A 26,245-nucleotide genomic window follows, 5' to 3' on the forward strand; every position below is an offset into this window, starting at 1 on the left:
CATTGCCCCCGCGGGGCAACGGTTTGATCCGCATCAAGTGGTGATCCCCTTGATCGAAAACAAGATGCCTGGCCCATGTGGGCCGCGCAAAGCCCACGTGGGGCGTCGCCCTGAATTCGCGCAAAGAATCGGGCGCGGTCGTCCGAGATCTAACGGGAAATGGAACATGCGCGCCGTTTCCGGGAACGACGCGCCCAGACAGATCATAGAATTTCCTGAACCGGACTTCGTTGACCAAAGGCCGGTTCAACCATAATCGCCTATTCGGCCTCGTTCGCCGGTTTGGCGTTCAGCAGGCCATAAGACGTGGCACCCAGCGTCTCGTACAGGTCGATCTGGGTTTCGAGGTAGTCGATATGACCTTCCTCGTCCGCGATCAGCTCTTCGAACAGGTTCTTGCTGACGTAATCGCCGACGCTGTCACAGTGATTGCGCGCCTCGATATACAGCGTGCGGGCATCGTGCTCGGCCGCCAGATCGGCATCCAGCGTTTCCTTGATGGTCTGGCCGATGCGCAGCGCGTCCAGCTTTTGCAGGTTGGGGTGGCCTTCCAGAAAGATGATCCGCTCGATCAGCTTGTCGGCATGGTGCATCTCTTCGATGCTCTCCTCGCGCGACTTTGCGGCGATGCGGCCATAGCCCCAATCCTCTTGCAGGCGGAAATGCAGCCAGTACTGGCTGACCGCGGTCAATTCGCTGCGCAATGCTGCGTTAAGGTATTCGATAACCTTTGCGTCGCCTTTCATGGGGTCGTCCTTTGTTTTAGTGAGTGTCTTAACCTACGCAGCGGTGCCGGTACTTCAAGGGCCGGGTTTGACATCATGGTGTCGATGAAACCTGACAGGCAATCACCGCAATCCGCTTTCTTGCCCAGGGCACGGTACACCTTGCCCGGTGTGATGATGGTCGCCGGGTCGGCGGCGCGCATCCAGTCGATCGCGGCATGGATGTCGTTGTCGGTGATATGAGAGCAGTGGCAGACGATCATGGTGCACCCGGTAGCAGGATGTGGCTGATCGGAACCTGACTTTTTAAGTCGGAAAAGTCAACCCGCCAACTTGCCGCGTGCGGCCTGCGCCGCCAGCAGCGCGGCCCCCAGACCGGCCAGCATGGCGACCGGCAACGGTCCAACCGACAGGTTGGCCATGATGATGCCAATCAGCGCCCAGATCACGGCAACGGCATACATCGGCTCGTCAGGCCGTGCGCGCTGCACCGCCAGCGCAAGGGTCAGCGCCAGCACGATGCAAAGAACGGCGGCAGCGGTGTTGCTCATCACGCCATAGCCGCCCAGCACCAGCCCCAGCGCCACGCAGGACGCCGCCGTCAGCCAACCGGCATACAGGGCCACCGGCACCCGCTGCCACCAGCGGTCGCTCTGTCCGGCGCGCAGCAGCGCCCAGACCGCCAGCGCCCACATCACCCAGATCATCACCGTTGCGACGGGAACCGACGCCTGCGCCGCAGGAATCCATCCAGCGCCCACGACCAGCGAGGCTGTCAGCGGCAGGCGCATCCCGGCCCAGTCGGAGGCATCCGAGCGTTGGAAAAGGCCATAGCCCGCCGCCGCGATCAACCAGACATAGATCAGACCCCAGATCGAGAACGCATAGCCTGCGGGCTGTACCGGCACATCCACCTGCGGCACGGGAAACTGATCGGGGGCAAACCCGTTGAACCCGCCCACGAACAGCGGCGAGGCGGCAAAGATCACCGCGCCCGTCACCTGAAGGATGGCGGCCATGCGGCGGGTGTCGCGGATTTCGTCATTCTGTGTCATGACTAATGAGATGGGGCGCGGCGACAGGATAAAAACCCCCGGCGGCAGGGACTTGAACAAAAACTCCGGCATTCAATATCCTGTGACATGAGGCGGGTAGGGCTGATGCACCGGCATGCGTGCAAGACTTGGAAACGAGCGGGGAGTGACATGGATATCAAACGCATTCGCGCCTTTACGCATGGCTATACGGACAAGGACGACCGGCTGGCCGCGCTCAGTTACTTCTCGACCTTCGCAGTCTATGCCCTGACGATGGGTCTGGGCGTCTGGGCGCTGACGTCCTGGCACTGGATCGCGGCCCTGCCGTTCATGGTGATACTGGGGTTCGCGTCGGTGCGGCTCTATGTGTTGCAGCATGATTGCGGGCACGCCTCGCTGTTTTCCACGCGCAACCGGAACGATCTGGCGGGGCACGTGCTGTCGGTGTTCACGCTGACGCCCTATGCGGTGATGCGGCACAATCACAACCTGCACCACGCCCATGTGGGCAATCTGGATCATCGCGAGGATGGCGAGGTCTACACGATGACGCTGGCGGAATGGCAGCGTGCGGGTCGGGCCGAGCGCCTGATGTATCGGCTGTACCGCAACCCGGCGGTGATGCTGGGGCTGGGGGGTCTGTATACCTATTTCATCCGCTACCGCTGGCCGCGCAACACGCGCGACGTGGGCGTGGCGGGGGTGCTGCTGCACAATCTGGCGGTGCTGGGCTGGTTGGGGCTGCTATGGCTGATCGCGGGTGTGCCGGGGCTGATCATGCTGGGCACCTCGGGTCTGGTGGCCGGGGTGATCGGCGTGTTCATGGTCTATTTGCAGCACAATTTCGAAGATACGCACTGGGACCGTCGCCCCGGTCTGAACCCGCAATACGCCGCGCTGATGGGGTCATCCTGCCTGAACCTGGGCCATTGGTGGGACATTGGCACGGGCAATATCTGCTATCACGACATCCACCATTTCAACCCGCGCATCCCAAGCTACCGGCTGCGCAAATGCCACTTTGCGCTGGACGCGGTGGCCCCGATGCGCCGGATCGGCTGGACCGAGGCGCTGGCCTCGTTCCGGCTGAAGCTGTGGGACGAAGAGGCGGGGCGGCTGGTTCCGTTTCCCCGCCAGAGCGTGCGAGAGGCGGCGGCGGCCTGATCCAAAGGAGCGGCTGCGCCGCGCTGGATGTCTCGGCCCCGGCCGTCGGCCGGAGCCTCGGGCTGCGTGTGGCGGGCCGCGTGCCGACACCTGAATGTCAGTCATGGCTGATCGGGCCGGAACGAGGGGGCCAGCCCCCTCGCGCTCCCCCGGGATATTTCTGGAGAGGGGAAATCTGCAGAAAGAAAAACGCCGCAGACCAAGTGTTTGCGGCGTTTTCCTGTTGTGGATTGATCAGGTTCAGCCGTCGAAATCGACGGTCTCGATCAGTTTCAGGGCATCGGGCCGAAGCTTGGCCAGATCCATCAGGTTCACATCATCCGCGGTGAACTCGCCCCAGCTCTGGACCAGTTCGACGGGCTCGGTGCCCGGGGCCACGGGGTATTCGTAGTTCGCCTCGGCATAGATTTCCTGCGCCTTGGGCGATGCCAGGAATTCCATCATCTTCAGCGCGTTTTCGCGGTTCGGGGCGGCCTTGGTCATCGCCACGCCCGAGATGTTCACATGCGCGCCGCCGTCGTCAAAGGTGGGAAACACGATATTCACGGACTCGGCCCATTCCTGCTGTTCTTCGGATTCCAGCATCTTGCCCATGTAATAGGTGTTGCCTAGGCTGATGTCGCATTCGCCGGCCCAGATCGCCTTGACCTGCGCGCGGTCATTGCCCTGCGGCTTGCGCGCCAGGTTGGATTTCACGCCTTCGAGCCATGTTTTGGTGGCGTCTTCGCCGTGGTGATGCAGCACGGCGGACACCAGCGCCACGTTGTAGGGGTGGGTTCCCGAGCGGGTGCAGATTCGCCCCTCCCATTTCGGATCGGCCAGATCCTCGTAGGTCGTGACCTCGCCTTCAGCGACGCGCTCCTTGCTGGCATAGACGATGCGCGCACGGGTGGTCAGGCCCCACCAATGGCCTTCGGGGTCGCGATAGGTTTCGGGCACGTTGGTGCGCAGCGCCTCGCTGTCGACGGCCTGGGTCAGGCCGGCATCCACGACGGCGGCCAGACGCGAGATATCGACGGTGAACACCAGATCGGCGGGCGAGCGGTCGCCCTCGGCCTGCAGCCGTTCGACCATGCCCTTGTCCAGGTGGGCGACATTGACCGTGATGCCGGTTTCCGCGGTGAAGGCGTCGGTCAGCGGCTTGAGCAGGTCGGGCTGACGGTACGAATACAGGTTCACCTCGTCTGCGATGGCGGGTGCGGCGATCGCGGTGATCAGCGCGACGGTGGCGGTGGTGCGAAGGGGTGCGAACATGGGAACTCCTGTCTGTCTGCACGAATTTTCGCCCCGATTGATAGCTGAGTAAAATAGTCGGATCAATACCTGATTTTTATGGTCGGTTATTTTTGACTGACCTTCTGACTGGCCCTTGCCCGCGCCTTGTCTTCGGATTTGGCGACGTTCCACAGCGCGTCCATCTCGGCCAGGTCGGACTGATCTGGCGTCTTGCCGCGCTCGGCCAGCAGGGCCTCGATCCGGCCAAAGCGACGGATGAATTTCGCATTGGCGCGGCGCAGGGCGGATTCGGGTTCGACCCCCAGATGGCGGGCCAGGTTGGCCATGACGAACAACAGGTCGCCAATTTCCTCTTCGACCTGATCGGGGCCAAGAGTTTCGTGCGCCTCTTGCACCTCGCGGGCCTCTTCGACGATCTTGTCCAGCACCTGCGTGGTCTGCGGCCAGTCAAAGCCCACGCGCGCGGCCCGTTTCTGCAGCTTGTGCGCGCGCAACAGGGCGGGCAGGCCCGTGGCCACATCGTCCAGCACGCCGCGCGCACCCTTTGCAGCGCGCTCCTCCGCCTTGATCGCCTCCCAGTCCACGGTCTGTTGTTCGGGGCTCTTGTCGCGGGTTTCATCACCAAAGACGTGCGGATGGCGCGCCACCATCTTGTCCGACATCGTGTCGGCGACCTCGTCAAAGGTGAACAGGCCCCGTTCTGCCGCCATCTGCGCGTGGAACACCGACTGGAACAGCAGATCGCCCAGTTCGCCCTTCAACTCGTCCCAGGCCTCGCGCTCGATCGCATCGGCCACCTCATAGGCCTCTTCGATCGTGTAGGGGGCGATGGTGGCGAAATCCTGCGCGATGTCCCACGGGCAGCCGGTGTCTGGATCGCGCAGGCGGCGCATGATCTCCAGAAGGCGCGGCATTCCGCCATGAGGATCGTGGATCAGGGCGTCATCGGGCATTGCGGTGCTTTCGTTAATGCGATTTGGTGCGACAGTGCGCAACCAACCCGCCGGAGTCCACCCATGCCCGTGATCAACCGAATAGCCGGCTTTGCCGAGGACATGTGCGCGTGGCGCCAGCACCTGCATGCCCATCCGGAACTGGGATTCGACTGCCATACAACGGCGGGATTCGTTGAGGAACAGTTGAAAGGTTTCGGTATTTCCGAAATCCACACCGGCATCGCGCAATCGGGTCTGGTGGCGATCATCAACGGGCGGGGCGACGGCCCCACCATCGGGCTGCGTGCCGACATGGATGCCCTGCCGATGACCGAGGAAACCGGGCTGCCCTATGCTTCGACCGTGCCGGGGCGGATGCATGCCTGCGGCCATGACGGTCATACCACGATGCTGCTTGGGGCGGCGCGATACCTGGCGGAAACGCGGAATTTCGCAGGGCGCGTGGCGCTGATTTTCCAGCCCGCAGAGGAAGAGGGCGGCGGTGGCGGCGTGATGGTCGACGAGGGCATCATGGACCGGTTCGACATCGCGCAGGTCTATGGCATCCACAACGCGCCGGGCGTGCCCGAGGGGCAGTTTTTCACCGCGCCGGGGCCCTTGATGGCAGCGGTCGACACGTTCAACATCAACATTCGCGGGCTTGGCGGGCACGGGGCCACGCCGCATGACACGCGTGACCCGGTGGTGGCCGCCCTGGCGATTGCGCAGGGGATTCAGACCATCAGCAGCCGCAATCACTATGCGCTGGATGATCTGGTGATCTCGGTCACGCAGATCCATGCCGGCTCGGCCGAGAACATCGTGCCCGAAACCGCCTATCTGGGCGGGACGGTGCGTACCTTTGACCCGAATGTGCAGAAGATGGTGCAACGTCGCATGGCGCAGATCGTGCAAGGAACGGGTGCGGCCTATGACGTGACGGCCGAGCTTGAGTATATCACCTGCTATCCCGCCACGGTGAATGACGCGGAAAAGGCGGCCTTTGCCGCGCAGGTCGCGCGCGAGGTCGTGGGCAAGGACAACGTCGTGGACAACACAAACCGCGAAATGGGGGCCGAGGATTTTTCCTACATGCTTCAGGCGCGGCCCGGAGCGTTCCTGTTCCTTGGGCAGGGCGAAGGGGCTGGCCTGCACCAGTCGGGCTATGATTTCAACGATGCGGTGGCACCGGTCGGCGCGTCGTTCTTTGCCCGGCTGGTCGAAACCGCACAACCGGTAAAGGAGTAAAACATGAGTCTCGAGGATGCGAAAACACAGGTAGATCATGCCTTTACGCGGCAGGATTTACGTGGACCATCGTTCGAGAACACCTTTGGCGGTGCGCCATCCTTCTTGCGGCGGCGCTATACCAAGGTTCTGACCGGGGTGGATATCGCCGTGACCGGCGTGCCCTTTGATCAGGCAGTGACGAACCGCCCCGGCACGCGACTGGGTCCGCGTTCGATCCGCGAGGCCAGCGCGCTGCAATCGCCCGACGCGCCCTATGGCTGGGGCTATGACCCGCTTGGCGAGTTGGCCATTGCCGATTATGGCGATCTGGCGTTCGACTATGCCGATGTGCCAGCCTTTTCTGCCGCCTTGCAGGCGCATGTCGCCGGCATCCTAGATGCCGGGGCGGCGGCGATCACGCTGGGGGGCGATCATTCGATAACCCTCGCGATTCTAAAGGCTTACGCCGACAAGTTCGGCCCGCTTTCGGTGCTTCAATTCGACGCGCACACCGACACATGGGTGGATGACCGGATGGACCGGGTGGATCACGGCACCTTTATGTACAAGGCGGTCAAGCTGGGCATCGTGGACCCGGCCCGATCCGTTCAGGTGGGAATCCGCACGCATAACGACGACACGATGGGGTTTCACATCATCGACGCGCCCGAGGTGCACCGCATCGGAGCGCAAGCGACCGCCGCGAAAATACGTGATATTCTGGGCGATCATCCGACATACCTGACGTTCGACATCGACGCGCTGGACCCGGCCTTTGCGCCCGGCACCGGCACGCCGGTCTGGGGCGGGCTGAGCACGGCGCAGGCCGCGGCGATCCTGCGCGGGATCGCGGGCATCAACCTGCTGGGCGGCGACGTGGTCGAGGTGTCGCCGCCGTTCGACACCACCGACGCCACGGCCATCGCCGCGGCGCATGTGGCGATGGAGCTGATCTGCCTGTGGGGCTGGACCCGACGGAGCACGGATTGAAAGGGAGGCGGCTGATGGGCTGGCTGATACTGGCGATTGTGGCGATGGTTCTGGCCTTTGGCGGATGGGTGCGGGCAGCCCCCAGCGACCCTGCGCGCTGGCATGTTGCAGTGCCTGAGGCGCAGGATAGCGACAGGCCCGGCGGGGTGATCCGCGTGCTGCCGGGGCAGGCCGACCGGCTGGCCGAACTGGATGCGATCATCCGCGCCACGCCGCGCACACGCCTGCTTGCCGGGTCGGTGGCCGAAGGACGCGTGACCTACATCACCCGCTCGAAGCTCTGGGGCTTTCCGGATTATTCCACGGTCGAAACCCGCGACGGCGATCTTCTGATCCATGCGCGTCTGCGGTTCGGCAGTTCCGACATGGGCGTGAACCGCGCCCGTGTCACCGACTGGCTGGCGCGTCTGGGGCAGGGCTGAGCACGCGCAGGTCTTGACCCGCCCGCGCAGATCGGGAATGGCACTAGCATGATTGCACATGACCGCCTGCACCAGATCACCCAGCGTTTCCAGTACCTCGAGGCGCGCATGTCCGAGGGCGGCGGCGATATTGCCGCGCTGGGGCGTGAATATTCAGACCTGCGTCCCGTGGTCGACCAGATCACCGCCTATCTGCGCCTGTGCGACGACATCGCCGGGGCGCAGGAGATGCTGACCGATCCCGACATGCGCGCGCTGGCCGAAGAGGAATTGCCTGTCCTGCGCGCCCGTTTGCCCGAGGCCGAGCATGCGCTGCAACTGGCGCTGCTGCCGCGCGACGCCGCCGACGCCCGCCCCGCGATGATAGAAATCCGCCCCGGCACCGGCGGGGACGAGGCTGCGCTGTTCGCAGGCGATCTGCTGCGGATGTATCAACGCTATGCCGAGGCGCGCGGCTGGACCTTCCAGATCGTCGAGATGCAGGAGACCGAGCTTGGCGGTATCAAGGAAGTGGTCGCCATGATCAAGGGCGATGGGGTGTTCGCCCGGCTCAAGTTCGAATCGGGCGTGCACCGGGTGCAGCGCGTGCCCAGCACCGAATCCGGCGGGCGCATCCATACTTCCGCCGCCACGGTGGCGGTGCTGCCCGAGGCCGAGGATGTGGATATCCATATAGATCCGAACGACCTGCGCATCGACACGATGCGGGCCAGCGGGGCAGGCGGGCAGCACGTCAACACCACCGATTCGGCGGTGCGCATCACCCATATCCCGACCGGCCTGGTGGTGATGAGTTCGGAGAAATCCCAGCACCAGAACCGCGCCATCGCCATGCAGGTGCTGAAATCACGCCTGTTCGATCTGGAACGCCAGCGCGCCGACAGCGAACGCGCCGCCAGCCGCAAGGCGCAGGTCGGCAGCGGCGATCGCAGCGAAAGGATACGCACCTACAATTTTCCCCAAGGGCGGCTGACCGATCACCGCATCGGGTTGACGCTCTACAAGCTGGATCAGGTGATGCAGGGCGATCTGGACGATGTGATCGACGCGCTGATTTCCGATCATCAGGCCACGCTTCTGGCCGAGATGGAAGGATGAACCTCTCCGCCGCCATCAAGCATCTGGCAGCACAAGGCGTGCCCGATCCGGCAGGCGATGCGCGGCGGCTGTTCGACTGGGCCTATGCCATCGGACAACAGGCCCCCGAGCCGCAGACCCGCGACACCCCGAACGACTTGACGCGCGAGATGTTCGATATTGCCCTGAGCGGGCGCGCGGCGCGCAAGCCGGTGTCGCAGATCCTTGGCCGGCGGGCGTTCTGGAAACACGATTTCATCGTCACGCCCGACGTGCTGGACCCGCGCCCAGATACCGAAACCCTAGTCGAGGCGGCACTGGCCCTGCCGTGGCGCCGGGTGCTGGACCTTGGCACCGGGTCCGGCGTGATCCTGCTGTCGCTGCTGGCTGCACGGCCCGGGGCTGCGGGCACGGGCACCGATGTTTCCGATGCCGCGCTGGCCGTGGCGCGGCGCAATGCCGTGCAGCTTGGCGTGCAGGATCGCGCGACGCTGCTGCGTTCGGACTGGTTTGTGGCGATCACGGGCCGGTTCGACCTGATCGTGTCCAACCCGCCCTATATCGCCGCCGACGAGATGGGCACGCTGATGCCCGAAGTGCGCGATCACGAGCCGCGCATCGCCTTGACGGACGAGGGTGACGGGCTGTCGGCCTATCGCGCGATCTGCGCGGGGGCGCTGGCACATCTGGCCCCGGGCGGCGCGCTGATCGTCGAAATCGGTCACCGGCAGGGCGCTGCGGTGGCGGCGTTGTTCCGTGACGCGGGGCTGTCGGACGTGTGTATACTGCCCGATCTGGACGGGCGCGACCGGGTCGTGTGCGGGCGCGCAGGGTGATCCCACGGGCCAAGCGCAACAAATATGAAGGTTTTTCTGCATTTTTGCACCAAGCCCCCTTGTCAGGCCTGCCCACTCATGATTACTCATACCCCTGTCAGTGCGGTGGATGCCCTTGTGCGGTCCCGCGTGACACCAAGCCAGAAAAATTTGCCACACCGGCTTTCAAGCGGCGCACGAGGCGCACATCCGGTGGCACATTGCAGCATACGAAGGCTGGACATCTTGAACATGAGATCTTCTAAATCCCGCTCGCGGTCCAAGAGCAATCGCAGCAACAACAACAATCGCTCGACGGTTGGCAATATCGTCAACCGGGTGTTCGACAGTTCCGGCCCCGAGGGCAAGGTGCGCGGCACTCCGCAGCAGATCATCGACAAGTACAACCAGCTTGCGCGCGACGCGCAGCTTGGCAACGACCGCGTGGCGGCCGAGAATTTTCAGCAGCACGCCGAACATTACCTGCGCATGCTCAGTTCCGCGCAAAAGGAAATGGACGCCCGCCGCGAAGAGCAGGAACGCCAGAACCGCGAACGCCAGGCCGAGCGTGACCGCGAACGCGGCCCGCGCAACGACCGGGACGGCAACGACAATGCACAGTCCGACTCGACGCCGGATCAACCCCGGCACGAGCAACAGCGCAACGAACAGCCGCGCCACGAACAGCCCCGTCAGGATCAGCCCCGTCAGGAGCAGCCTCGGAACGAGCAGCCGCGCCCCCAAAGCGGCCCGGGCGACGATGTCGTCGAACTGCGCAGCGATGACAGCGACAGCGGTCTGGTGGAAACGCCCGAAAGCAAGTCGGAGGTGGTGGTCGAAAAGCCCAAGCGCGTGCGCAAGCCTCGCACTCCGGCCGCCAAAAAGGAACCCGCCGCGCCCAAGGCCAAGACCAAGGGTGCAGACAAGGGCGAGGAACCCAACGACGCCGCAGCCACGCCGCAGGCCAGCGACAACGCTGCGGAGTGATCTGCATAGAGGGAAAGACAACGCGCCGTCCTCGGGGGCGCAGCGCGTTGCACATCCTGGTGTGGCTCGCATGTGCTCCAAGGCTCGATGCGCTGATGATCTCTTCGAGCCCTTTCCGGGTTTCGCTGACGTGTCATGCCGATGTGATCGAAACTGGCTATCGCCAGAAAAATGACAGCAGACCCTGATGAAATTCCTGTCAGTGACGCCTTTGTCGCCCGCCTGATAGCGGCACAGGCTCCGCAATGGGCGCAGCTCCCGCTTCGTCGCATCGCGTCGTCGGGGACGGACAATGCCATGTTCCGGCTTGGGGACACATTGTCGGTCAGGATACCCCGCCGCGTCCCAGCGGTAGCCCTTCTTTCAAAAGAACTCGACTGGCTGCCACATCTTCAAGAGTTGCCGCTTGAAGTGCCGAACTTGCGGTTCAGAGGACGGGCCAGGCAGGGTGTGACATTCGAGTTCGGCGTCCTTGACTGGATGGAAGGCCAGATCGCCAAGCCCGACTACCTGGCCAATTGGCAGGATGCAGCCCGCGCCCTTGCAGACTTCCTGAAAGCACTTCATTTGAAAAGCACAAGCGGCGCGCCACGCGCAGGCGCGAGCAACAGCAGACGGGGCGTCCCGCTGAGCGATCTGAGCGAGGCGGCGCTTCGTGCCATCGAAATCGTTGCAGACGAAATAGACGTGCGACGTGCCCGTCAGCTTTGGGACACAGCCTGCGCAGCGGGATTCGCTCGGCAGCCAGTCTGGCTGCACGGCGATCTGAAAGCTGACAACCTGATCGTCCGGGACGGTAGGCTGCGGGGCGTGATCGACTGGGGATTGTCCGCGGTCGGCGATCCGGCAGCCGACTATGCAACCGCGTGGTTCTGGATCGATCCGCCCGCGCGCACGGCTTTCCGTGACCACCTGGAATTGGATGATAACGACTGGCTCAGAGCCAAGGGCTGGGCGTTGTATGGTGCTGTCATCGCGTTGAGCTACTATCGGGGCGTCAGGAATGACGCACTGTGTGCGCAGTCACGCCAGACCCTGTTCCGGCTCGGATTGCTACTTTAGCGAGGTCGGACAGCCTCCCCAAGCATGGCTCGGAATGCACCGGACTGGCCCGGGTCAGCTTCTTTTATTATATCCTATAACAGTCGCGACAGGGCGCAAAAGCGTTCCAGATCCACGGTCTCGGCCCGGTCGGTGGGCTGGATGCCCGCGGCCAGCAACTTGTCCTCGATATCCGGGGCCACGCCTTTCAACGCGGCGCGCAGCATCTTGCGGCGCTGGTTGAAGGCGCGGGCAACCAGCCGTTCCAGCTTGGCCGGATCGGCGGGAAACCGCGGCTCGGGCAGGGCGGTCAGGTGCACCACCGCAGAGCTGACCTTGGGCGCGGGGGTGAACGCCTCGGGCGGCAGAGACATGACGATCTGCGCGCGGGCGCGCCACTGCGCCAGCAGGGCCAGGCGGCCATAGGCCTTTGACCCCGGTTGCGCCACGATGCGTTCGGCCACCTCGCGCTGGAACATCAGCGTCAGGCTGGTCCACGCGGGCGGCCATTGCGTCGGGGTCAGCCAGCGCACCAGCAACTCGGTGCCCACGTTATAGGGCAGGTTGGCGACGATGCGGATCGGCGGGGTCAGATGCGCCAGCGGATCGATGTCCAGCGCGTCGGCGTTCAGCACGGTCAGCCGGTCGGGATAGGCCTCCGCGATCTCTTCCAGCGCGGTCAGGCAGCGGGCGTCCTTTTCCACCGCCAGCACATGGCGCGCGCCCTGGGCCAGCAGCCCACGGGTCAGGCCACCGGGGCCGGGCCCGATTTCCAGCACGTCGCATTGGGTCAGATCCCCGGCCTGCCGCGCGATCTTGGCTGTCAGGTTCAGATCCAGCAGAAAGTTCTGCCCCAGCGACTTGCGCGCCGACAGGCCGTGGCTGGCAATGACCTGCCTCAGCGGCGGCAGCGTGTCGATACCGCTCATCCGACCCTTGCCTGTGCCATCTGCACCGCCATGCGCAGCGCGGCCACCAGCGACGACGGATCGGCCACGCCTTGCCCCGCGATGTCAAAGGCGGTCCCATGATCGGGCGAGGTGCGCACAAAGGGCAGGCCCAGCGTGACATTCACACCGCCCGCGAAATCCAGCGTCTTGATCGGGATCAGCGCCTGATCGTGATACATCGCAACCGCCACATCGTATCGCGCCCGCGCAGCGGCATGAAACATCGTGTCGGCAGGCAGGGGGCCGGTGATCGCCAACCCTTCGGCGCGCAGATCGTCCAGCAGCGGCGCGATCCAGTCCAGTTCCTCGGTCCCCATGCTGCCACCTTCGCCGGCATGGGGGTTCAGGCCCGCAACGGCAATGCGCGGCGCGGCCAGGCCGAAATCGCGGATCATCGCGGCATGGGTGATGCGGATGACCTGCGCCAGCCCGGTGGGCGTCAGCGCCTGAGGCACGTCCCTCAACGGAATATGAATGGTCGCAGGCACCACGCGCAGCGCATCGCAGGCCAGCATCATCACCACATCCGCACCACCCGCCAGCGCGGCCAGGTATTCGGTATGGCCGGGGTAGGCGAAGGCGGCCCCGTCTTTCAGCGCCTTTTTGTTGATCGGCGCGGTGCACACGGCGCTGGCTTCCCCCGATTGCACAAGGTCCACCGCGCGGGCGATCACGTCGATCACGCCCTGTGCATGGGCCGGGTCGGGCTGTCCGGGTGTGGCGGGGCCGGGAAACGCATGGCGCAGCACCGGCAGGCCCTGTGTCATGGCGGCGGGTGCATCAGCGGGGGCGTCGATCTCGCAAATCGGCGTATCGTCGGGCAGCTGGCGCGGATCACCGATCCAGAAGAACGGCAGGCTGTCGCGGAGCTGCTCCCACGCGCGGGCCGCCGTTTCTGGACCGATGCCCGCTGGTTCGCCGCAGGTCAGCGCGACCGGGGCAATCGGCCGGTCGGTCATTGCTGAACGATGCGGGCGTCGGCGCGCAGCCTGTCAAGGTAGCGTTGAGCATAGGATTCCAGCCGCTGCGCGCGCAACTGGTTGCGCACCTGGTCGCGGTCCACCTCTTCGCCCAGATCGGGGGTGCGGCTGCACAGCATAAGGAACACCAGCGTCTGCCCATTCGCGCGGGTCAGCGTGGTCGAGACCTCGTTGGCATCCAGCTTGGCCAGTTCCAGAGCGATATCCTGCGGGATTTCCGAGGGCGCGCGCGAGTCACGCTCGAGCACCTGAGGCGGCTGACCCTTGGCCACGCCATAGAGGTCATCACAGGTATCGACCTGCGAGCGGATCCTTGCCGCGCGCGCAAGAGCGGCCTCGCTGCGCCCCCCGTCGATGTAATAGGCGGCGTATTCGATTTCCGAATAGGTCGGGGCCTGCACATCGGTTTCCTCGATGGCGCGCAACTGAAACAATGCCACGGCCCCGTCCAGCGGCAGCGGATCGGTCACATCGCCCGGCGCCAGCGCCAGGATCACCGGGCGCAACTGCGCGGGCAGCTCGGCCAGCGCGATCCAGTCCATCCGACCGCCACGGTCGCGCGTCGAGGCGGCGGAAAAGCGCCGCGCCTCGGCGGAGAACGCATCGGTCGAGGTGATCTGGCTGATCCGTTCGGCGCGCTGCATCACCGCCTGCATCTCGGGCGGCGGGGCGGGCATGATGATCTCGGACAGCAGAACCCGGACCGAGCTGCTGCCGGATATGGAGTTCAGGGCGCGGTCGATCTCGGAATCGGTGATCTGCACGCGGCCGGCGAACCGCGACCGCACCACTTCGCGCCAGAGCACGCCGTTGCGGACGAAATCGCGGAACGTTTCCTCGGACACGCCGCCGCCTTCCAGCGCGCGCAGGAACTCCTCGGGCGACATGTTGGCACGCGCGGCGAATTCCTCGTATCCCGCGTCCAGCCCTTGCTGCGTCACCTCGACACCTGCGTCCCGGGCCGCCTCGATCTTGAGCCGCTCTTCGATCAGTTGCTCGCGGGCCAACTCGCTTGCATTGCCGGGCGCGCGGAACAGGCGAAGCATCTGTTCGCGCTGTTCCAGCTCGTATCCGGTGATCGCCGTGTCGTTGACGGTGATGACCGGGGCAAAAAGGTTTTGGGCCTGCGCCGCAAGCGGGGCGCCCAGCAGGGCAGTGGCGGCGGTCAGGGCCAGGGCGAGGGCAGGGGCGATCCGGCTGATCTGTGGTTTCATGTCGTGTTAGTTCCTGCAGGTGCGGGTGTAACTGTTGTCAAAGCCCTGACCGGAAAAGCCAAGAAGCCCGACGGTGATCCCAAGGTCCGTCGACGGATCGACGATAGAGGAAGAGGTGAAGCGGCGCGAGAGCGAAAGGTTCACCTCGACGCATTCGTTGCGGTATTGCAAGCCAAGCCCCGCCTCTGCCGTTTGGTCGCTGCTGACGTCGTAACGCCAATTGGCGGTGCCCGTCCAGTGTCGCGACAGCCGGTAGCTGCCATCGACGGACCATTCCGAAACGGAGTCGTTGCGGTTTTCCGCCGCATCGGCGGCCAGCCAGACATAGGACGCGCCCAGCCCCAGATCGGGTCTGATCCATGCGGCGCGCGCCTCGGCCTTGGACAGGCCGAAGTCATGGTTGAACAGGGTTCGGCTGGTCAGGGCCAGACCGTCAGGGGTGACATACTGCCCGGCCACCAGCAGGTTCGAGCTGGTGCCGTCCAACCCCGAGGTCAGTGTGAAATCGGGATCGGCATCCTGGCGCAGCACATGGCCCAGGGTCAGCGCGACGCGGCGTCCATTGCTGTCCAGCCGCGACCAGTTGATGCCATAGGCGGCTGATGCACCACGCTCGCGCCGGTCTGCGGCCGGAAAGCGCGACAGCGACAACAGGTTGCCCTCGTCAAACTCGACCCGCGTGCTTTCGTCATTGGCGATGTTTGGCCGGTCGCCGCCGACCCAGCCGATCATGGCCACGGGTTCCAGTATCTGCGTGATCCCGTTGCCGCCGTACTTCACCATCGGCCAGCGCAGGGTCAGACCCGCGCGCGGGGTCGCCTGCCCGGCGGTGCGGTCGCGGGTGCTGTCCTGCCGGGTGCGAAACGTGTCGACGGTCAGCCCGGTTTCCAGACGCGCCAGCACGCCGCCCGGCAGGGTCCAGTCGCGCAGCCATGCGAGATCGGCCTCGGCCCGCCCGACATCGCGGCCCAGCACGTCCACATCGGAATAGCGGCGGTGGCCATGCGCCTCGAACCCCATGCGCAGCTCGCCACCCAGCCCTCTGGGAAACAGCCGCCGTTCATAGCGCAGATCGCCGATGATCGTGGGAATATCCGAGTTCTCCTCGCCATCGCGCAGGGTGCGATAGGTGATCAGGCTGGCGTTGGCATATTCGTCGCGCCGGACCCGCGTCAGCGCGATCTCGCTGTCCAGCCGGTCCTTGTCGGAATACCCGTAGTCGACCAGATAGGCCTTGTCGGTTACCGCCTCGATATCAAAGCTGAGCGTAACCCCGCGCCGCAGGTCGAACGCGCCTTCGGCAAAGACGTAGCCGCGGTTTTCGGGGCGCAGGGTATCGTCGGACCATGCGCCGGTGACTTCCAGATCGCCGTTGCGAAACGCCTGACGATAGCGGAGTTCCAGCGTCTTGCTGTCGGCAGAGATGAAGGGCGTGATCGTCAGGTCGCGGTGATCGCCGATGCGGATGAAATACGGGATGCGGATTCCCACGCCCAGTTGCGAATCCTGGCTGAGCGACGGAATCATGAAGCCGGTGGCGCGTTTCAGCGTCGGATCGGGCAGGCGCAGGCGCGGCAGCCACAGGATCGGCACGTCGAGCACGCGCAATTGCGCCTGATCGAAATAAATCTGGTTTTCCTGCTGGTCATGTATCGCCCGGCGCGCCCTGATCTGCCAGATCGGAGGCGTGTCGCTGGCGCAGACCCGGCACGAGGTCGCCGCCACCTTGTACAGCTGCGTATACCGCCCGCCCACGCGGTCGATGCGGTTGGCGGCCAGCTGCACGCGGTCCTCCAGCACAAGCCGCGCACCGCGCAGCAACCCGTTGCGCAGGTCTGCGTCCAGCGCCCCGGCATCGGCCAGGATCATCGCGTTGTCCCCCTCGATCAGCATGATCGGGCCATCGAGCGTCAGCCTGTCGGCGTCAGGATCGTAGGTGATGCGCTGCGCGGTGATCCGGGTCGTATCATACAGCGCCTCGACATTGCCCTCGGCCATCAGGCGGCCGTCGGCGGTCACTGAAACGCGGTCGGCCACCAGCACGGCGGCGGGGCGTCGCGCGTCCTGTGCGGCGATGGGCAGAACGGTGGCAAGCATTACGCCAAGGGCAAGGATCAGGGCGCGCATCAGCCCTCCTCAAGGATCAAAAGCAGGCCAAGCCCCAGCAACAGCGCAGCCACGGGAGGGGCCCAGGCCGCTAGCAGTATGGGTATCTGACCGTTCTCCCCCAATATCTGCGCGAAATTTCGGATGTAATAAAGCGAAAAGCCCAGCACCACCGCCGACAGCACCGCCACGCCGGCACGCCCGGCCCGCGCGTGGCGCATGGTGAAGGACGCGCCGACCAGCAGCATGGCCACCAGAAACAGCGGTCTGGCGAGTTCCATCTGGAACCACATGGCATGGCGGCGCGCGGAAAATCCGGCCTCTTCGAGTTGCGCGATATAGGCCGGCATGTCCCAGACCGAGATCACCGACGGATCGCCAAAGCTGTCGCGGATCCGGTCCAGCGTCAGGCTTGAGGGCACGCGCAGCGTGTCGTGCCGGGCTGCTGTCGCCTCGGGGTTCAGGCCCGCCACAAGGGGCCAGACCTTGGCATCGGTCAACTCCCACGCGCCGGGGGTCAGCCGGGCGCTGCGCGCCTCGATCCGGCGCTGGGGACCACCGCCCGGGGCAAAGGCGATGAACGTGACCTCGTAAAGCACCGTGCCATCGGGATTGGCGCGGGCGGCGCGGATCACGGTCTGGCCCGTTTCGTTGCCCTGCCGCAGCCACAGCCCTTCGGCCGAGATCGAGAACGCCTCGCGCCCGCCGCTCTGGTACCGTTCCTGCAATTCGCCGTAGCGTTTCGAGGTGGCCGCCACGATCGGGTTCAGCATGCCCACCATCAGCCCGCCGATCAGCAGCGCCACCGTCACCGGGGCCAGCAGGGCGCGCAGCGAGGATCGACCCGCCGCCCGTGTCACCACCAGCTCGGACGACCGCGCCAGGCCCAGGAACATCGCCACCGTGGCCAGGATCATGATCAGCGGCATGATGCCGTAGATCCCCTCGGGCGCGTTCAGCAGCGTCAGTTCCAGCACCGCGCCAAAGCTGATCCCGGTGTCGCCAAAACGGCGCAGCTGCTCGACCAGATCGATGAGCACCAGCAGCAGAAGGAACACCCCAAGAACGCCGGCAAAGAACAGTGCGAATTTGCGCGCGAAATAGAAATGCAGGATCATGCCGCCGCCCCCGCACGGTTGGGCCGTCGCGGCCGCGCGACAAACCACAAAAGCCCGGCCGCCACGCTCAGGCCGAACACCACCGGCAGGTAGAGCAGCGGCCAAAGCCGTGGATCCTGTTGCACCGGGTCGGTCACCAGCCCTTCGATCAACTTGACCACGACCAGCAGCACCAGCGCGCCCATGATCTGCCGCCAGACGCCAAAGCGCGAAAACCCGCCGACCAGCAGCGTGGCAAAGCCGATCAGCGCGGCGACCACGCATAACAAGGCTTGCGCCATGCGGCTGTGCAGTTCCTCGGTCACGTCGCCCCTGTCAAAGCCACGGTCGCGCAACACGCCGCTGAAATCGGCCAGAAACGCATGGGTCGGTATGTCGCGCACGCGCAGGCGCGGGTCCTGCGCGCGCTCCATCAGGGCGCTGATATCATAGGTGAAATCGCTGAAATGCGTGGTCAGCAATTGCTGATCGGCGTTGCGCAGGGTCTGGGCCAGACCATCGACCATCACCAGCCGCGCACCGTCGCCGTCATTGACCAGATAGGCCTGTGCCGCCGTATAGGTCACCGTGCGGGCCGGGTCGCGCCTGTCCGACAGGAACAGGCCTTGCAGGGCGCCATCTGCGTCGATTTCGCGGATATAGAAGGTGATGCCCTGGGTCGGGTGCAGGAACGTGCCCTCGGTCAGGAACCGCGAGGTGACGTTGCGCGCCACCTCGGCCTCGCGCAGTTGCAGCTGCGACAGGCTGGCAGGCACCAGCAGATGGGTCAGGACCGACATCATCAGCGCCACGCCAAGGCCGAACACCAGCACAGGACGCGCCAACCGCCAGGGGCTGAACCCGGTGGCCTGCATCACCACAAGCTCGCTTTCGCTGCTCAGGCGGTTGGTGACATAGACCGACGCGGCAAAAGCCGCCATCGGCAGCACCAGCCGGATCACGTTGGGCAGCGTCAGCGCAGTGAATTCCAGAAACACGAAGGCGGTCTGCCCGTCGCCGATCAGCCGGTCGAACAGGCGCACCGCCTGGTTGATCCAGTAGATCGACACCAGAACGACCGCAAAGAACCCAAACAGCACAATCAGCTGCGACAGCACATATCTGTCGAATCGTGACACCAATCCCCCTCGGGCACGTTCAGAATGGTCTGTTGTTAGCCCATCGCCGGGGCGGCGAAAACTGCTATCTGGTCAATGGGGCAGGGGCGCGCTAGGACTCGGGCCAGCACAGTATCAAGGGGACAGACATGACCACGCCGCAGACCATCCGTTTCGCCGCCACCGATCTCGATGCGATTGCCGGGGCGCAGGGCCGCGTCGCGGTGGCCGTGACACCCGAAGGCAAGATGGACCCCGGCGCGCGCCGGGTGAACCGGCTGGCCAAGGGCGCGCTGGCGCGGCTGGTGGAAACCACGCGTTGGGAAAAGGCCAAGCCGGGCGATGTGATCAGCCTTGCCATGCCGGTGGGTTTCGAGGCCGAGGCGCTGGACGTGATCTGCCTGCCGCGCCGCCCGTCTGTCGATCAGGCCCGCCGCGCCGGTGCGGAACTGGCCAAGGTGCAGGGCGGCAAGCCGCTGCTGGTGCTGCTGGGGGCCACCACCCGGCCCGAGCATGTGGCGCTGGGTCTGGCCTTGCGCGCCTATGCGTTCACCGACCATCGCACCAGCGACAAGGACGATGACACCAGCCCCGAGGCCACCGTGATGGTGTCGAAACCCGACGAGGCGCAGGCCGCCGCCGCACCTCTGCTGGCCGTGGCCGAGGGCGTGTTCTTTACCCGCGATCTGGTGAACGAGCCCGCCAACATCCTGACAACCACAGAATTCGCCGATCGTCTGACCGAAATGCAATCGCTGGGCCTGACCGTCGAGGTGCTGGAAGAAAGCGACATGCAGGCCCTTGGCATGGGCAGCCTGTTGTCGGTGGGTCAGGGCAGCGACAGCCCGTCAAAGCTGGTGGTGATGCGCTGGGACGGCGGCGCAGCGGGCGAGGCACCGCTGGCGCTGGTCGGCAAGGGCGTGGTGTTCGACACCGGCGGCATCAGCCTGAAACCGGCGGCCGGCATGGAAGACATGACCATGGACATGGGCGGGGCCGGTGTGGTCGCGGGCGTGATGCGCGCGCTGGCGCTGCGCAAGGCCAGGGCCAATGTCGTGGGCCTTGTGGGGCTGGTCGAAAACATGCCCTCGGGCAATGCCACGCGTCCCGGCGACGTGGTGAAATCCATGAAGGGCGACACGATCGAGGTGATCAACACCGACGCCGAAGGGCGTTTGGTGCTGGCCGATGTGATGTGGTACGCGCAGGAAAAATTCAGCCCGCGCGGCATGATCGACCTGGCCACCCTGACCGGGGCCTGCATCATCGCGCTGGGGCACGAGAACGCGGCGGTGTTTTCCAACAATGACGATCTGGCGGGGCAATTCCTGAAGGCCGCGCAGGCCGAGGGCGAAGGCGCATGGCGTCTGCCGCTGGGCAAGGCCTATGACGACCTGATCAAAAGCCCGATTGCCGACATGAAGAACGTGGGCGGGCGCACCGCCGGGTCGATCACCGCCGCGCAGTTCCTGCAACGGTTCGTTAAGGACGACTGCGCCTGGGTGCATCTGGACATCGCGGGCGTCACGCGCACGCCGAGCGACAGCGCCTATGCCGCCAAGGGCGTCAGCGGCTGGGGCGTGATGGCGCTGAACCGGCTGATCGCCGACACGCTGGAAGGCTAGGCCGGGCCGTGGGTGCCGCGTTCTTCTATCACCTGACGCACAGCCCGCTGGAGCGCGCGCTGCCCATGCTGCTGGACCGGTCGCTGGGCAATGGCTGGCGGGTGTCGGTGCGCGGCACGGACCCTGCGCGCATGGACTGGCTGGACCAGAAGCTGTGGCAGGGGGCCGAGGATGGCTTTCTGCCGCACGGTCTGGCCGGTGGGCCGCATGACGCGCTGCAACCCGTGCTGCTGACCTGCGCGGCGGATGCCCCGAACGATCCAGCCTGCCTGATGTCGGTGGACGGGGCCGACGTGGCCCCGGACGAGGTGCAGCGGCTGGAGCGGGTGTGCATCCTGTTCGACGGCAATGACGAGCGCGCGCTTGCCGCCGCGCGGGTGCAATGGAAGTCCCTGACCGATGCGGGCTGCCCCGCGCAATACTGGTCGGAAGCATCCGGGCGCTGGGAAATGAAGGCGCAAAAGGCCTGACGCGGGCGCGCACCGCCTGAACAGACCGCCCATCTGTTCCGGAAATTCCCGCCTTGCGTGGGTCCGGCTGTGGCCATTTACTGTGAGGTGTGTCCAGAAAGCAGGAACTTCATGCCCACACCCGTTGATCCCGAAGACGTCCTGCGCCTGCCGCTCGTCGCCAATCTGGCCACTTGCGCGGCCGACGGCGCGCCGCGCAACGCCCCGGTCTGGTTTCACTGGGAAGACGGGGCCTTGTTCATGCTGTCGGACGAGGGCGCAAGTTCGGTGCGCAGGATCGGGCATGACTCGCGCGTGGCCGTGGAAATCGTCGATTACGACAACACGCAGGGCCTCATGCGCCATGTCGGTCTGCGGGGCCGCGCCACGGTCATGCCGATGGACCGCGCCTTGTTCCGGCGGCTGCTGACCCGCTATCTTGGGCCCGATGAAACCGCATGGAACCCGTGGTTCCTTGAAAACATCGCGCGTATCAGCGATCCCAAGGGCCGTCTGATCCGGCTGATGCCGGAAAGCATATTCACCAATGATGTCAGCTTCTTTCGCACCGGGCCAAGGCTTGCTAGCGCGTCAGCACCAGCGCACCGTCGGTGATCTCGATCTTGGAATAGCGGTTGAGGTAACTCATCCCCATCAGCGAAATGCGCATCTCGCCATCGTTGACGAATGCCCGCACGCCGCGATCCTCGATCGGGCCGATGGACAGGCTGTCCAGCCGCACGGGCGCGGTGGCAACGGGGCCATTGGCGCTGTAGGCGCGACCCGAAAAGATCATGTCCTCGGGCCGGATGCCGGCGGCCTCGGCGTCCTGTTTGCTCAGCACGATCTCGGTAGCGCCGGTGTCCACGACGAACAGGGTGGGGTGGCCGTTGATCTGTGCGGTCATGTAGTAATGCCCGTCCTGCGCGCGCGGCAGTTCGATCCGGCCCTCGCCGGCCATCACCGACTGCTGTGGCATCACCGTGCGGCGGATATCTCCCCACAGGCCGACCGTCGCAATCACCCCCACAAAGATCAGCCCCCAGACCATCGCGTGTTGCAGGGTCTTGCCCAGTGCATTGCGGTTTTGCGCAATGAACCAGAACGTGATCGCTGCACCCAGCAGGATCAGGTAGAACAGGTTACCAAGTTGGATATCGCTCATCTTCGGTGCCTCGTGGCGCGCATCGCCTTGATATAGGCGGGCAGGGCAGGCGCGGCAACCGCGCTAGCCGGCAAAGCCGAAGGCGCGCAGCCCGTCCAGCACGAACTGCACCGACAAAGCGGCCAGCAGCATGCCCAACAGGCGCGTGACCACGTTGATCCCGGTCTTGCCCAGTGCACGTTCCAGCAGCCCGGCCCCCAGGAAAAGCACCAGCACGATGGCCAGCACCGCCAGCATCACGCCCAGCGTGGCGGCCAGCCCCTCGATCCCCGGGTTCTGCCCCGACAGCAGGATGACCGAGGCAATCGCCCCCGGCCCGGCGATCAGCGGAATAGCCAGCGGAAAGACCGACGGATCGGGGCCTTCATCCTCGTCCGCCTGACCCTCGCGGCGCTTGGTGCGGCGTTCGAACAGCATGTCGAGTGCGGTCAGGAACAGCAGCACACCGCCCGCGATGCGGAACGCGGGCATCGAGATACCGACAAAGCCCAGCACCGCCTCGCCGAAGGCGGCGAACAGGCACAGGATCAGCGCCGCGATGATGCAGGCGCGCAGGGCGATGGCCCGCCGCGCCCTGGCCGTCATCCCCTGGGTCAGCGCCACGAACAGCGGCGTCAGGCCGATCGGGTCGATGATCACGAACAGCGTGACAAAGGCGGTGATGAAAAATGCGGAGTCCATGGCAGAGGGTTTAGGGGCTGGCCGCGGCTTTTGCCAGAGCGGCCTAGCCTTGCTGCGCCACGTCCAGCCTTTCCTGCGCCTTGGCCCACATCGCCTCGGCGCGTTCCAGACCGTCCATCACCTCGGCGTATTTCTTGTTCCAGACCTCAAGCTCGCCCAGGCGCCCGTCGTCGTACAGGGTCGGATCGGCCAGCTTTTTCGCCAGCTTGTCGCGCATGCCTTCGATCTTGGTCACGCGCTCCTCGCATTTGCGCAGCTCGGAGCGCAGGGCCAGGATCTCGTCGCGGGTGGCGCGCTTCTTTTCGGCCTTGGGCTTTTGCGCCTTGGGCGGGGCATCGGGCGTCAGCAGCATCTTGCGATAGGATTCAAGATCCTCCTCGTAAGGGCGCACCGCGCCATCCTTGACCAGCCACAGCCGGTCGGCCACCAGCGACAGAAGGTGCATGTCGTGGCTGATCAGGATCACCGCGCCGGTATAGGCATTCAGCGCCTCGACCAACGCCTCGCGGCTTTCGATGTCCAGATGGTTGGTCGGTTCGTCGAGGATCAGCAGATGCGGCGCATCGATGGTGGCCAGCAGCAGCGACAGCCGCGCCTTTTGCCCGCCCGACAGGCGGCCGACCTGCGATTCGGCCTGATCGGCGCCAAGGCCAAACCCCGCCAGCCGCGCGCGCAGCTTGGGCGGCATCACGTCGGGCAGGGCGCGGGCCAGATGCTGCAGCGGCGTTTCGTCGATGTGCAGCTCGTCCACCTGATGCTGGGCAAAGAACCCGATGCGCAGCTTGGACGACTGGTGCATCTTGCCCTCCATCGGCGCCAGACGGTCCGACAGCAGCTTGGCCAGTGTCGATTTGCCCTGACCGTTCTTGCCCAGCAGGGCGATCCGGTCGTCCTGATCGATGCGCAGGTCCAGCTTGCGCAGCACAGGCACGCCATCGTACCCGACGCTGACGCCTTCGGTGGCCAGAATGGGCGGCGACAGTTCCTCGGGCACGGGGAACGTGAACACCGTGCGGGCCGCATCCTCTGGCGCGCGGATGGTTTCCATCTTTTCCAGCATCTTGACCCGGCTTTGGGCTTGGCGCGCCTTGCTGGCCTTGGCCTTGAAGCGATCCACGAAGGATTGCAGATGCGCGCGGCGCGCGTCCTGTTTCTTGGCGGCGGCAGCTTGCAGGGCGCGCTGTTCGGCGCGCTGGCGGGCGAACTGGTCGTAGTTGCCGGTGTAATAGGTCAGCCGCCGCTCATCGAGATGCAGGATCGACCCCACGGCGCGGTTCAGCAGCCCGCGATCGTGGCTGATGATGATCACCGTGTGGGGATAACGCGCCAGATAGCTTTCCAGCCACAAGGCGCCTTCAAGGTCCAGATAGTTGGTCGGTTCGTCCAGCAGCAGCAGGTCGGGCTGCGCGAACAGCACACCGGCCAGTGCCACGCGCATCCGCCAGCCGCCCGAAAAGGCGCTGCACGGCATGCGCTGCTCCTCGGCATCGAAGCCCAGTCCGCGCAGGATCGCGCTGGCCCGCCCCTCGGCCGACCAGGCGTCGATGTCGGCCAGACGGGTCTGAACGTCGGCGATGCGGGTCGGATCTGTCGTGGTTTCGGCCTCGGCCATCAGCTCGGCACGCTCGGTATCGGCGGCCAGCACGGTGTCGATCAGCGAGACCTCGTTGCCCGGCACCTCTTGCGCCACGCCGCCCACACGCGCGCCCGAGGGCAGGGTGATGCTGCCGCCCTCAAGCACAAGCTCGCCGCGGATCAGCCGGAACAGCGTGGTCTTGCCGGCCCCGTTACGCCCGATCAGGCCGACCTTGTGGCCATCGGGAATGGTGGCGCTCGCGCCTTCGAAAAGCGGGCGGCCTTCGACCGAATAGGTGATATCTGAAATCTTCAACATGCGCGCCCTTTAGCAGAGGGTTTGCGCCTCTGCCAGAGGCAGCGCACTTGCACCCGTGCGGTTCCCGGCCTACCCATTGCGGGCAACAAGGAACGCCCCGCCACCATGACCCTGCCGAAAAAACCGTCGCTTCTGACGCTGATCCTGCTGACCGCAATCAGCGTGCTGTCGCTGAACCTGTTTCTGCCCTCGCTCAGCCGGATCGCGGCCGAGTTCGAGGCGGATTACGCCCTCGTGTCGCTGTCCATCGGCGGGTATCTGGCGGTGTCGGCGGTATTGCAGGTCATCATGGGGCCGCTGTCGGACATGTACGGGCGCAGGCCGGTGCTGCTGGCGGGGCTGGGGATCTTCATCGTCGCCTCGATCGGGTGCCTGCTGGCGCAGGATATCTGGGTGTTCCTGGGGTTCCGCTTGCTGCAAAGCACGGTGGTCTGCGCCATGGTGATCAGCCGCGCGGTAGTGCGCGACATCGCCCCCGCCGATCAGGCCGCGCGCCTTTTGGGGCTGATCGGCACGGCGATGGCGCTGGCCCCGCTGCTGGGGCCGGTTCTGGGCGGCGTGCTGGACCAGCTTTTCGGCTGGCGGGCCAGCTTTGCGGCCTTTGTGCTGATGGGGGTGGGGCTGTTCGCGCTGACCTGGGTGGACCTGCCCGAGACCAACACCATGCGCAATCCCAGCTTTACCGCGCAGTTCCGCAGTTACCCCGAGTTGCTGGGCGTTCCGCTGTTCTGGGCGCATTGCGGCGCGCTGGTGTTCTCGGTCGGCGGGTTCTACGCCTTTCTGGGCGGCGCGCCGCAGGTGGCCGAGGCACAGTTCGGCATGACGCCTGCCCTTGTCGGGGTTGGCATGGGCAGCATTTCGGCCGGGTTCATGCTGGGCAACTACCTGACGGGTCGGCTGTCGGGGCGGGTGGCGCTGTCGCGCATCGTTCTGGCAGGGCGCTGGCTGGCGCTGATCGGGCCGGGCATTGGCGTGGCACTGTTCGCGCTGGGGGCGGACAGCGCGCTGCTGATGTTCGGCTGCGTGATGTTCATCGGGCTGGGCAACGGGCTGACCATTCCGGGCGTCAATGCCAGCGTCATGTCCGTCGCCCCGCATCTGGCGGGCAGCGCATCGGGCCTGTCGGGCGCGCTGACGCTGGGCGGCGGAGCGGCATTGACGGCGATTTCGGGCCTTGTCGTCGGCGGCACGGGCGGGGCGGCGGCGCTGCTGTCGCTGCTGGTGGTGGTCTCGGCGCTGGCGCTGATCTCGGCCAGCTATGCCTACCGGATCGAGGCGCGCATGGCGCTTGGCTGACAGATGGATCC

General features: G+C 65.3%; 25 protein-coding genes and 1 pseudogene. 12 read left to right on the top strand and 14 right to left on the bottom strand.

From position 1 onward, the window contains the following. Window positions 1-260: 260 nt before the first annotated feature. The 3 genes and pseudogenes from bfr to ACFTOW_RS04755 form a co-directional block, all read right to left on the bottom strand. Window positions 261-746 (bottom strand): bacterioferritin, encoded by a 486-nt coding sequence (bfr, locus tag ACFTOW_RS04745; protein ID WP_024812280.1) that lies wholly within the window; start codon window positions 744-746, stop codon window positions 261-263. Continuing rightward, window positions 712-988 (bottom strand): annotated as a pseudogene (locus ACFTOW_RS04750) ((2Fe-2S)-binding protein). Before ACFTOW_RS04750 ends, bfr begins: the two are co-directional and overlap by 35 nt. Before the next feature lie 57 nt (window positions 989-1,045). Then, window positions 1,046-1,780 (bottom strand): hypothetical protein, encoded by a 735-nt coding sequence (locus ACFTOW_RS04755; protein WP_379913580.1) that lies wholly within the window; start codon window positions 1,778-1,780, stop codon window positions 1,046-1,048. A 150-nt stretch (window positions 1,781-1,930) separates the two neighbouring features. Here ACFTOW_RS04755 and ACFTOW_RS04760 point away from each other — a divergent pair, with 150 nt between their 5' ends. After that, a complete protein-coding gene (locus tag ACFTOW_RS04760; protein ID WP_379913582.1) occupies window positions 1,931-2,926 on the top strand; it encodes a fatty acid desaturase in 996 nt (331 codons plus the stop codon). A gap of 240 nt (window positions 2,927-3,166) precedes the next feature. On the opposite strand, the gene ACFTOW_RS04765 is transcribed toward ACFTOW_RS04760, so the two are convergent. Then, window positions 3,167-4,180 (bottom strand): Fe(3+) ABC transporter substrate-binding protein, encoded by a 1,014-nt coding sequence (locus tag ACFTOW_RS04765; protein WP_379913584.1) that lies wholly within the window; start codon window positions 4,178-4,180, stop codon window positions 3,167-3,169. Window positions 4,181-4,266: 86 nt separating this feature from the next. Then, complete coding sequence (gene mazG, locus ACFTOW_RS04770) at window positions 4,267-5,115, bottom strand: nucleoside triphosphate pyrophosphohydrolase (protein ID WP_379913586.1); 849 nt, start codon at window positions 5,113-5,115, stop codon at window positions 4,267-4,269. A gap of 63 nt (window positions 5,116-5,178) precedes the next feature. Between mazG and ACFTOW_RS04775 the strand changes: the two genes are divergently transcribed. The 7 genes from ACFTOW_RS04775 to ACFTOW_RS04805 all read left to right on the top strand — a co-directional run bounded on the left by ACFTOW_RS04775 (window position 5,179) and on the right by ACFTOW_RS04805 (window position 11,680). Next, window positions 5,179-6,345, top strand: a complete 1,167-nt coding sequence (locus tag ACFTOW_RS04775; protein WP_379913589.1) for a M20 aminoacylase family protein — start codon at window positions 5,179-5,181, stop codon at window positions 6,343-6,345. 3 nt (window positions 6,346-6,348) lie between these two features. Beyond that, a complete protein-coding gene (speB, locus tag ACFTOW_RS04780; RefSeq protein WP_379913591.1) occupies window positions 6,349-7,317 on the top strand; it encodes an agmatinase in 969 nt (322 codons plus the stop codon). A 14-nt stretch (window positions 7,318-7,331) separates the two neighbouring features. Next, entirely contained in the window at window positions 7,332-7,739 is a 408-nt protein-coding gene (locus tag ACFTOW_RS04785) for a DUF1499 domain-containing protein (protein ID WP_379913593.1), read from the top strand. Between the two features lie 48 nt (window positions 7,740-7,787). Next, window positions 7,788-8,837 carry a peptide chain release factor 1 gene (gene prfA, locus ACFTOW_RS04790; protein ID WP_379913595.1) on the top strand — a complete coding sequence of 350 codons (1,050 nt, stop codon included), beginning with the start codon at window positions 7,788-7,790 and terminating at the stop codon, window positions 8,835-8,837. Beyond that, entirely contained in the window at window positions 8,834-9,652 is an 819-nt protein-coding gene (gene prmC / locus ACFTOW_RS04795) for a peptide chain release factor N(5)-glutamine methyltransferase (protein WP_379913598.1), read from the top strand. Before prfA ends, prmC begins: the two co-directional genes overlap by 4 nt. A 231-nt stretch (window positions 9,653-9,883) precedes the next feature. After that, entirely contained in the window at window positions 9,884-10,618 is a 735-nt protein-coding gene (locus ACFTOW_RS04800; protein ID WP_379913600.1) for a DUF4167 domain-containing protein, read from the top strand. 171 nt (window positions 10,619-10,789) lie between these two features. Next, window positions 10,790-11,680 carry an aminoglycoside phosphotransferase family protein gene (locus ACFTOW_RS04805; RefSeq protein ID WP_379913602.1) on the top strand — a complete coding sequence of 297 codons (891 nt, stop codon included), beginning with the start codon at window positions 10,790-10,792 and terminating at the stop codon, window positions 11,678-11,680. A gap of 74 nt (window positions 11,681-11,754) precedes the next feature. Here the strand turns inward: ACFTOW_RS04805 and rsmA are convergent, their stop codons facing one another. From rsmA to lptF, 6 genes are read right to left on the bottom strand one after another with little or no spacing between them, the layout of a single operon-like run. Beyond that, the gene (rsmA, locus tag ACFTOW_RS04810) at window positions 11,755-12,588 is read right to left on the bottom strand and encodes a 16S rRNA (adenine(1518)-N(6)/adenine(1519)-N(6))-dimethyltransferase RsmA (RefSeq protein ID WP_379913605.1); all 834 of its coding nucleotides are present in this window, start codon (window positions 12,586-12,588) and stop codon (window positions 11,755-11,757) included. Further along, window positions 12,585-13,568, bottom strand: coding sequence for a 4-hydroxythreonine-4-phosphate dehydrogenase PdxA (pdxA, locus tag ACFTOW_RS04815; protein WP_379913607.1), 984 nt, complete (start codon window positions 13,566-13,568; stop codon window positions 12,585-12,587). Before pdxA ends, rsmA begins: the two co-directional genes overlap by 4 nt. Further along, window positions 13,565-14,803, bottom strand: coding sequence for a peptidylprolyl isomerase (locus tag ACFTOW_RS04820; protein WP_379913609.1), 1,239 nt, complete (start codon window positions 14,801-14,803; stop codon window positions 13,565-13,567). The genes pdxA and ACFTOW_RS04820 overlap by 4 nt, the downstream gene beginning before the upstream one ends. Window positions 14,804-14,809: 6 nt before the next feature. Beyond that, window positions 14,810-16,930 (bottom strand): LPS-assembly protein LptD, encoded by a 2,121-nt coding sequence (locus tag ACFTOW_RS04825; protein WP_379913611.1) that lies wholly within the window; start codon window positions 16,928-16,930, stop codon window positions 14,810-14,812. Then, window positions 16,930-18,027: an LPS export ABC transporter permease LptG gene (gene lptG, locus ACFTOW_RS04830; RefSeq protein WP_379913613.1), complete on the bottom strand. Its 1,098-nt coding sequence runs from the start codon at window positions 18,025-18,027 to the stop codon at window positions 16,930-16,932. The genes ACFTOW_RS04825 and lptG overlap by 1 nt, the downstream gene beginning before the upstream one ends. Further along, on the bottom strand, window positions 18,024-19,145 hold the full coding sequence (lptF, locus tag ACFTOW_RS04835; protein ID WP_379913615.1) for an LPS export ABC transporter permease LptF: 1,122 nt from the start codon (window positions 19,143-19,145) through the stop codon (window positions 18,024-18,026). The genes lptG and lptF overlap by 4 nt, the downstream gene beginning before the upstream one ends. A gap of 128 nt (window positions 19,146-19,273) precedes the next feature. On the opposite strand from lptF, the gene ACFTOW_RS04840 reads away from it, so the two are divergent. The 3 genes from ACFTOW_RS04840 (at window position 19,274) to ACFTOW_RS04850 (ending at window position 21,813) form a co-directional block, all read left to right on the top strand. Then, the gene (locus ACFTOW_RS04840; RefSeq protein WP_379913617.1) at window positions 19,274-20,749 is read left to right on the top strand and encodes a leucyl aminopeptidase; all 1,476 of its coding nucleotides are present in this window, start codon (window positions 19,274-19,276) and stop codon (window positions 20,747-20,749) included. Between the two features lie 8 nt (window positions 20,750-20,757). Beyond that, window positions 20,758-21,219, top strand: coding sequence for a DNA polymerase III subunit chi (locus tag ACFTOW_RS04845; protein WP_379913619.1), 462 nt, complete (start codon window positions 20,758-20,760; stop codon window positions 21,217-21,219). A gap of 111 nt (window positions 21,220-21,330) precedes the next feature. Further along, entirely contained in the window at window positions 21,331-21,813 is a 483-nt protein-coding gene (locus ACFTOW_RS04850) for a pyridoxamine 5'-phosphate oxidase family protein (protein ID WP_379913621.1), read from the top strand. Here ACFTOW_RS04850 and ACFTOW_RS04855 read toward each other — a convergent pair. From ACFTOW_RS04855 to ACFTOW_RS04865, 3 genes are all read right to left on the bottom strand, one after another. Further along, window positions 21,782-22,363 carry a retropepsin-like aspartic protease family protein gene (locus ACFTOW_RS04855; protein WP_379913624.1) on the bottom strand — a complete coding sequence of 194 codons (582 nt, stop codon included), beginning with the start codon at window positions 22,361-22,363 and terminating at the stop codon, window positions 21,782-21,784. The genes ACFTOW_RS04850 and ACFTOW_RS04855 overlap by 32 nt on opposite strands. A 63-nt stretch (window positions 22,364-22,426) precedes the next feature. Next, window positions 22,427-23,044: a MarC family protein gene (locus ACFTOW_RS04860; protein ID WP_379913626.1), complete on the bottom strand. Its 618-nt coding sequence runs from the start codon at window positions 23,042-23,044 to the stop codon at window positions 22,427-22,429. A 43-nt stretch (window positions 23,045-23,087) separates the two neighbouring features. Next, window positions 23,088-24,938 carry an ABC-F family ATP-binding cassette domain-containing protein gene (locus tag ACFTOW_RS04865; protein ID WP_379913628.1) on the bottom strand — a complete coding sequence of 617 codons (1,851 nt, stop codon included), beginning with the start codon at window positions 24,936-24,938 and terminating at the stop codon, window positions 23,088-23,090. 105 nt (window positions 24,939-25,043) lie between these two features. Between ACFTOW_RS04865 and ACFTOW_RS04870 the strand changes: the two genes are divergently transcribed. Next, window positions 25,044-26,234: a multidrug effflux MFS transporter gene (locus ACFTOW_RS04870; protein WP_379913630.1), complete on the top strand. Its 1,191-nt coding sequence runs from the start codon at window positions 25,044-25,046 to the stop codon at window positions 26,232-26,234. The last annotated feature ends 11 nt before the right edge of the window (window positions 26,235-26,245 follow it).

Source organism: Lacimonas salitolerans, assembly GCF_042677865.1.
Lineage (GTDB): Bacteria > Pseudomonadota > Alphaproteobacteria > Rhodobacterales > Rhodobacteraceae > Lutimaribacter > Lutimaribacter salitolerans.

What these genes read in the sequence shown, in the direction of transcription:
- bfr (WP_024812280.1), bottom strand. Translation starts at nt 746, where the DNA reads ATGAAAGGCGACGCAAAGGTTATCGAATACCTTAACGCAGCATTGCGC.
- ACFTOW_RS04755 (WP_379913580.1), bottom strand. Translation starts at nt 1,780, where the DNA reads ATGACACAGAATGACGAAATCCGCGACACCCGCCGCATGGCCGCCATC.
- ACFTOW_RS04760 (WP_379913582.1), top strand. Translation starts at nt 1,931, where the DNA reads ATGGATATCAAACGCATTCGCGCCTTTACGCATGGCTATACGGACAAG.
- ACFTOW_RS04765 (WP_379913584.1), bottom strand. Translation starts at nt 4,180, where the DNA reads ATGTTCGCACCCCTTCGCACCACCGCCACCGTCGCGCTGATCACCGCG.
- mazG (WP_379913586.1), bottom strand. Translation starts at nt 5,115, where the DNA reads ATGCCCGATGACGCCCTGATCCACGATCCTCATGGCGGAATGCCGCGC.
- ACFTOW_RS04775 (WP_379913589.1), top strand. Translation starts at nt 5,179, where the DNA reads ATGCCCGTGATCAACCGAATAGCCGGCTTTGCCGAGGACATGTGCGCG.
- speB (WP_379913591.1), top strand. Translation starts at nt 6,349, where the DNA reads ATGAGTCTCGAGGATGCGAAAACACAGGTAGATCATGCCTTTACGCGG.
- ACFTOW_RS04785 (WP_379913593.1), top strand. Translation starts at nt 7,332, where the DNA reads ATGGGCTGGCTGATACTGGCGATTGTGGCGATGGTTCTGGCCTTTGGC.
- prfA (WP_379913595.1), top strand. Translation starts at nt 7,788, where the DNA reads ATGATTGCACATGACCGCCTGCACCAGATCACCCAGCGTTTCCAGTAC.
- prmC (WP_379913598.1), top strand. Translation starts at nt 8,834, where the DNA reads ATGAACCTCTCCGCCGCCATCAAGCATCTGGCAGCACAAGGCGTGCCC.
- ACFTOW_RS04800 (WP_379913600.1), top strand. Translation starts at nt 9,884, where the DNA reads ATGAGATCTTCTAAATCCCGCTCGCGGTCCAAGAGCAATCGCAGCAAC.
- ACFTOW_RS04805 (WP_379913602.1), top strand. Translation starts at nt 10,790, where the DNA reads ATGACAGCAGACCCTGATGAAATTCCTGTCAGTGACGCCTTTGTCGCC.
- rsmA (WP_379913605.1), bottom strand. Translation starts at nt 12,588, where the DNA reads ATGAGCGGTATCGACACGCTGCCGCCGCTGAGGCAGGTCATTGCCAGC.
- pdxA (WP_379913607.1), bottom strand. Translation starts at nt 13,568, where the DNA reads ATGACCGACCGGCCGATTGCCCCGGTCGCGCTGACCTGCGGCGAACCA.
- ACFTOW_RS04820 (WP_379913609.1), bottom strand. Translation starts at nt 14,803, where the DNA reads ATGAAACCACAGATCAGCCGGATCGCCCCTGCCCTCGCCCTGGCCCTG.
- ACFTOW_RS04825 (WP_379913611.1), bottom strand. Translation starts at nt 16,930, where the DNA reads ATGCGCGCCCTGATCCTTGCCCTTGGCGTAATGCTTGCCACCGTTCTG.
- lptG (WP_379913613.1), bottom strand. Translation starts at nt 18,027, where the DNA reads ATGATCCTGCATTTCTATTTCGCGCGCAAATTCGCACTGTTCTTTGCC.
- ACFTOW_RS04840 (WP_379913617.1), top strand. Translation starts at nt 19,274, where the DNA reads ATGACCACGCCGCAGACCATCCGTTTCGCCGCCACCGATCTCGATGCG.
- ACFTOW_RS04850 (WP_379913621.1), top strand. Translation starts at nt 21,331, where the DNA reads ATGCCCACACCCGTTGATCCCGAAGACGTCCTGCGCCTGCCGCTCGTC.
- ACFTOW_RS04855 (WP_379913624.1), bottom strand. Translation starts at nt 22,363, where the DNA reads ATGAGCGATATCCAACTTGGTAACCTGTTCTACCTGATCCTGCTGGGT.
- ACFTOW_RS04860 (WP_379913626.1), bottom strand. Translation starts at nt 23,044, where the DNA reads ATGGACTCCGCATTTTTCATCACCGCCTTTGTCACGCTGTTCGTGATC.
- ACFTOW_RS04865 (WP_379913628.1), bottom strand. Translation starts at nt 24,938, where the DNA reads ATGTTGAAGATTTCAGATATCACCTATTCGGTCGAAGGCCGCCCGCTT.
- ACFTOW_RS04870 (WP_379913630.1), top strand. Translation starts at nt 25,044, where the DNA reads ATGACCCTGCCGAAAAAACCGTCGCTTCTGACGCTGATCCTGCTGACC.